This window comes from Vannielia sp. (genome assembly GCF_029212645.1).
Classification (GTDB): Bacteria; Pseudomonadota; Alphaproteobacteria; order Rhodobacterales; family Rhodobacteraceae; genus Vannielia.
Genome location: NZ_JARGND010000085.1, coordinates 1 through 5,937, shown reverse-complemented (window position 1 = coordinate 5,937; position 5,937 = coordinate 1). Strand labels below are relative to the sequence as shown.

At 66.2% G+C, this 5,937-nt stretch carries 4 protein-coding genes; 1 reads left to right on the top strand and 3 read right to left on the bottom strand.

Annotated elements, in window-relative coordinates; all coding sequences use genetic code 11:
• Positions 1-128: 128 nt before the first annotated feature.
• The gene (locus tag P1U55_RS15565; protein ID WP_301048556.1) at positions 129-1,892 is read right to left on the bottom strand and encodes a chloride channel protein; all 1,764 of its coding nucleotides are present in this window, start codon (positions 1,890-1,892) and stop codon (positions 129-131) included.
• A gap of 66 nt (positions 1,893-1,958) precedes the next feature.
• On the opposite strand from P1U55_RS15565, the gene P1U55_RS15560 reads away from it, so the two are divergent.
• On the top strand, positions 1,959-3,341 hold the full coding sequence (locus P1U55_RS15560) for an FAD-linked oxidase C-terminal domain-containing protein (protein WP_301048554.1): 1,383 nt from the start codon (positions 1,959-1,961) through the stop codon (positions 3,339-3,341).
• A 23-nt stretch (positions 3,342-3,364) separates the two neighbouring features.
• Here the strand turns inward: P1U55_RS15560 and P1U55_RS15555 are convergent, their stop codons facing one another.
• Positions 3,365-4,120, bottom strand: a complete 756-nt coding sequence (locus P1U55_RS15555) for a sulfite exporter TauE/SafE family protein (protein WP_301048553.1) — start codon at positions 4,118-4,120, stop codon at positions 3,365-3,367.
• A gap of 86 nt (positions 4,121-4,206) precedes the next feature.
• Positions 4,207-5,850 (bottom strand): DNA repair protein RecN, encoded by a 1,644-nt coding sequence (gene recN, locus P1U55_RS15550; protein WP_301048557.1) that lies wholly within the window; start codon positions 5,848-5,850, stop codon positions 4,207-4,209.
• Between the last annotated feature and the right edge of the window lie 87 nt (positions 5,851-5,937).

The window sequence follows — 5,937 nt, the reverse complement described above, 5'->3', positions numbered from 1 at the left end:
CACACCAGATGATCCGTGGGGGGCCAGCCCCCACACCGCACCACCCGTGGGGGGCCAGCCCCCCACACCCCCCGGGATATTTCAGGAGCATTGAGAGACAAGCGCGGGGCCGGTGTTTCGGGCGGGGGTTAGCTGTGTTCTTCGGCGGCGGTTTCGGCCAGGGCGCGGTTGTAGGCGCGCAGGGCGTCGAGGTGGAAGAGGGCGCCGATGAGTTCGCCGGTGCCATCCTCGGCACCGGGGGAGACCACTGGGATAAAGCTGTGGCCGCCTGCTTCGAGTATCGGTAGAGCCACCTCAAGCGTCATGTCGGGGGTCACTTGAACGCCCGCAGCCATCATCTCTTCACAGGCGGCGCGGGGGGCGGCTTGGGGGCTGTCGATGCTGCGCATCACGGCGGCGGCGGAGTGCACCGAGAGCAGGTAAGCCTGCGGCCCGGCGGCCATGCGGATGCCGCGCTTTTCGAGCTGGGTGAGGAAGAAGCTGCGATCCACCAGCCGCGAGGAGATGGCGGTGGAAAGCGAGACGGCGACCATTACTGCGAGGCCGGTTTGCCAGTCGCCGGTGAGTTCAAACACGATAAGCGTGGTCGAGATGGGTGCGCCAAGCACAGCGGCGGCCACCGCGCCCATACCCGCCAGCGCGTAGAGAGTTGGGGTGCCGGACACATCGGGGAAGATGCCGGTGGCAACTATGCCAAAGGCCAGCCCGGTCAATGCGCCAACCATCAGCGAGGGCGAGAAGACCCCGCCCCCCATCCGCCCGCCCACGGTGATGGCGACGGCAATCACCTTCAGGACCACAAAGATCACCGCCTCGCGGAAGGCCAATGCGCCGGTGAGGGCGGCGGAGGTCGTCTCATACCCGACGCCGATGATATGAGGGAACCAGATTGCCATGCCACCGAGCAACAGCCCGGCCACGGCGGGGCGCGCCCACCGGGGGATATGGGCAAGCTTTTGCAGCGTGGTGCCAAAGGCATCGGCCCAGAAGATCGCACGCATCAGCACCACAGCCACCAGCCCGGAGGTGATGCCGAGCAGCAGGAAGGCCGGAAGCTCGATATAAAACGATAGCACCCCATCACCGCCAAGCGTGAACTCGGCCACATCGCCAAGATAGCTGCGCGAGACCACCGTGCCCGCGACAGAGGCGATGACAATGGGCGCGAAAGCGTGCACGGCGAAGTGGCGCAGCACCACCTCCAGCGCAAAGAGGGCCCCGGCGATGGGCGCGTTGAAGCTGGCCGAAACGGCGGCGGCCACGGCGCAGCCCATGAGATCACGCGCCGTCAGCCCAGAGGCCTTGATCCGGTCTGACACCCAGGTGGAGATCATCGCCGCGATATGCACCACCGGCCCTTCGCGCCCGCTGGAGCCACCGGAGGACAGGGTGATGAGCGAGGCCACCGCCGAGGCGAGGCCGGCGCGCAACTCAACCCGCCCGTCACGCAGGGCCGCACCCTGTATCACATCAGAAACCGTGCGCACCCGCCCGCCGGAGGCAAAGCGATCAAGGATCACCCCCACCGCGAGGCCACCGAGCACCGGCAGCACCAGCACCCACCACCACGGCATATCAGCGGCAAAGCTGTGCAGGTAGCGGGTGTCATCGGTGCCATAAAGAAACGCCTGAAGCCGGGTGATCGCCACTCGAAAGGCCAGCGCGGCATAGCCAGAGGCCACTCCAAGCGCGAGGGCGATAAACCAGAACTGCACCTGCGAGGGGCCGCGCTGGCGGATCAGCCGAAAGGTTGTCGCAAGGGCGATGCGCAACTCATCCCAGCGGCGCTGGATCGGGCCGGGGGGCGGCGGCGTTGCCCGCCCCTCCCCTTGCTCCTGCTCCTGCTGTGGCTTATCGGCCTCGGCCACTCTTTGCCCCTTCGTGCGGATCATGCGAAGCCACTTTCCCAGACGGCCCGCATCGCCTAGGGTCGGGTCCGGATGACGCGAGGAGGAGCTATGACTGTCCAAGATGCGCTTGCCGGTCTGCAAGCCGTTCTAGGCGATCGGTTGAGCCGGTCCAAGAGCGATCTGGAAACTCACGGCGCGAGTGAGACCCATTTCCCCCTCACCCCGCCCGATGCAGTGGCCTATCCGGAGAGCACCGCAGAGGTGGCCGAGATCATGAAAATCTGCGCCAGGGCCCAATGCCCGGTGATCGGCTGGGGGGCCGGCACCTCGCTTGAGGGGCATGGGCTGGCGGTGATGGGCGGCGTTGCGGTGGATTTTTCGCGGATGGACAAGGTGCTGGAACTGCGCGCCGAAGACATGCAGGTGCGCGTGCAGCCGGGCCTCACCCGCGAGGCGCTGAACCATGAGTTGCGCAGCACCGGGTTGTTCTTTCCGGTCGATCCCGGCGCCAACGCCACCCTTGGCGGCATGGCGGCAACACGCGCCAGCGGCACCACCGCCGTGCGCTACGGCACCATGGCCGAAAACGTGCTGGCGCTTGAGGCCGTGCTGGCCGATGGCACGGTGATCCGCACCGGCTCAGGCGCGCGCAAATCCTCATCCGGCTATGACCTGACCCGCCTTTTGATAGGCTCCGAGGGCACACTGGCGCTGATCACCGACCTTACATTGCGCCTGCAAGGCCAGCCCGAAGCGGTGGCGGCGGCCACCTGCGCCTTTGCAAAAATCGGCGATGCGGTGGATTGTGTGATCGCCACCATCCAGGCCGGGCTGCCGATGGCGCGGATCGAGTTTATTGATGCCGCCACAGCGCGGGCGGTGAACGCCTATTCCGGCTCCGATCTGCCCGAAATGCCGCATCTGCTGGTGGAGTTTCACGGCTCGCCAAGCTCGGTCGAGGCGGATGCCGCGGTGTTTGGTGAACTGGCCTCCGACATGAACGGACAGGCCTTTCAGTGGGCCTCACACGAGGAAGACCGCACAGCGCTTTGGGCGATGCGCCACCACGCCTATTGGGCGATTCTGGCCAGCCGCAAGGGCTGCAAGGCCATTGTGACGGATATGTGCGTGCCAATTTCACGGCTGGCCGAGGCGGTAGACTCCACCGCAGAAGACATCGCACAGGTGGGGTTTGAAGGGCCGATCCTCGGGCATGTGGGAGACGGGAATTTCCACGCGGTCTTGCTGATTGATCCCGCCGCCCCTGACGATTGGGAAAAGGCCAAGCGGATCGCCAACACCATGGCCGAGCGGGCGCTCGCGATGGGCGGCACGATCACCGGCGAGCACGGGGTTGGCATGGGCAAGCTGCACCTGATGGAGGCCGAACACGGGGCCGCGTGGCAGGTGATGGCCGAGGTGAAGCGCGCGCTTGATCCGGGCAACATCCTGAACCCCGGCAAGGTGGTGCACTGGGGTGGGAATAAATAGAGGCCGGTGGCCTGCCTCCCCACTCAGCGCAGGAAGAAGACCACCGCCATCACAAGGCCGATCCCTGTCACGAAGTGGCGCAGCAGATCCGTCCTCACGATCCGGCGGCTCAGGCGGGCGCCAAGGTAGCCGCCGATGGTGGCGCTCACCGCCATCACCAACGCGGGCTTCCAGGCGATCAAACCGGCGGCCACGAACGTCACGGCAGAAACCAGCGATACCACGGCCGAAAGCACGTTTTTCAGGCCGTTCATCCCATGCAGGTTGACGTAACCAATAAAGCCAAAGGTCGCGAGCAGCATGATCCCGAGGCCGCCGTTGAAGTAACCGCCATAAACCGACACCGCCAGAATAGCGGCGACAGACACGCCAACGCCCGCGCTCCCCACACCCCGCTTCCGGATCGCGCCCAGCAGGCGCGGCCCGAAGGCAAACATCATCGTCGCCAGCAGCAAGAGCCAGGGCACGACCCACAGGAAAGTATCGCCGGGGGTGATGATCAGCAGCAGCGCACCAAGGACAGAGCCAACAATCCCAACCACCGCAATCGCCCAGAGAGACAGCACGCCCTCGCGCTGCATGTCATGGCGAAAGCCCCATGCGCTGCTGATATACCCCGGCAACGCGATGAGCGTGGCCGTTGCATTGGCACTGACAGGGGGGAGGCCAATATAGATCAGCGCAGGCAGGCTCAAAAAGGTCCCGCCCCCGGCGACGGCATTGAGCAGACCTGCGGCAAAGCCCGCGCCAACGAGCAGGAGGATTTCAACGAGGGTCATGGTGGGGTGGTCGGTCTTTCACGGTGATCTAGGTCGGGGCGCTTTACGGGCGGGTTTGTTTTGGGTGGTTTGGGCGGCGGGCGCGTTCAGCCCTCCAGCAGGGCCTTGGCGGCGGCACGGGCCTCGGCGGTAACGGTTTCACCCGCCAGCATCCGGGCCAGTTCGTCAATCCGGGCGGGTTCGGGCAGCGGGGTGACGGTAGAGAGCGTTTGGCCATTGCTGACCTGCTTTTCCACCCGCCAGTGATGCGCGCCCATGGCGGCAACCTGCGGACTGTGGGTGACAACCAGCACCTGCCCCTTTTCAGCAATCCCGGCAAGGCGGCGGCCCACCGCATCGGCGGTCGCCCCGCCAACGCCGCGATCAATCTCGTCAAAGATCATGGTGAGGCCGGTCGTTTCACGGGTAAGGCACACCTTGAGCGCCAGCAAAAACCGCGAAAGCTCCCCCCCCGAGGCGATCTTGCCCAAGGGGCCAGCGGGTGCGCCGGGGTTTGTGGCTACGGTAAAGGTGACAGCATCGCGCCCCTCGGGGCCGGGGTCTGCCGGGGTGATCTCGGTGGCGAACACCGCGCGCTCCATCTTGAGCGGCGCAAGCTCGGAGCCCATGGCGGCATCCAGCGCCTTGGCAGCTTTGAGGCGGGCTTTGGTGAGCGCTTCGGCGGCCCTGTCATAGCGGGCCTCGGCCTTATCAACCGCCTCTTGCAGCGCGGCAAGGTTGCCCTCGCCCGCATCCAGCGCCTCCAGCTTGGCGACCAGATCGGCGGCCAGCGGGGCCAGCTCATCGGCGTGGACATCATGCTTGCGGGCCAGGCCGCGCAGGGCAAAAAGCCGGTCTTCGGTGGCTTCCAGCTCATGCGGATCGTCTTGCAGCGCATCAAGGCAATCGCCCACCCCCTGCTCGGCCTCTCCCAGCGCATCAAGCGCCCGCGACAGGGCTTCAAGCGGGCCGTCAAGGCGCCCCTCGGCGGCTTCGGCCGCGCCATCAAGCCAGCGCGTGGCATCCCCAAGCAGCCCCTCGGCCCCCTGTGGGCCAAGTGCCGCATGGGCGCGCGCGATGTCTTCGCGGATGCGGCTGGCAGCCTGCATGAGGCGGCGCCTGGCATCAAGCTGCGCCTCCTCGCCCACCTCGGGGGCGAGCTTTTCCAGCTCTCCGGCGGCGTGGCGCAGATATTCTTCTTCCGCCGCCAGCGCGGCTTGGGCGGCTTCTGCCTCGGCCAGCGCCTTGCGGGCCTGCGCCGCCTCACGCCATGCGCTGCGAGACGCCGCAACGCTGATCCCGGCGAAATCATCCAGCAGCAGGCGGTGGCCGCGCGGGTTGAGCAACCCCTTGTCATCCTGCTGGCCATGCAGCTCAACCAGCCGGTCCGACAGCGCGCGCAGCACCTCGCCACTGGCGCGACGGTCGTTGACCCAGGCGGTCTTGCGGCCATCGCTGGTGTTGATGCGGCGCAGGATCAGCTCATCGGCCACCGGCAACCCGGCTTCCTCCAGCACCTCGCGGGCCGGATGCCCCTCTTCCAAATCAAAAACGGCGACCACCTCACCCTGCGCAGCCCCGGTGCGCACCAGCTCCGCACGGCCCCGCCAGCCCAGAACAAAACCAAGCGAATCCAAAAGGATAGACTTGCCCGCCCCGGTTTCTCCGGTCAGCACATTGAGGCCGGGCTGAAACTCAAGCTCCAGCCGATCAATGATCAGCATATCGTGGATTTCTAGCGCACGCAGCATCAGCCCACCGGGCGGGGTAAAGGCCCCACCATCCTTGTTAGAGCCACTGGCCCCTGACCGTTTGACGGTAAATCTGGCGCAACCAGC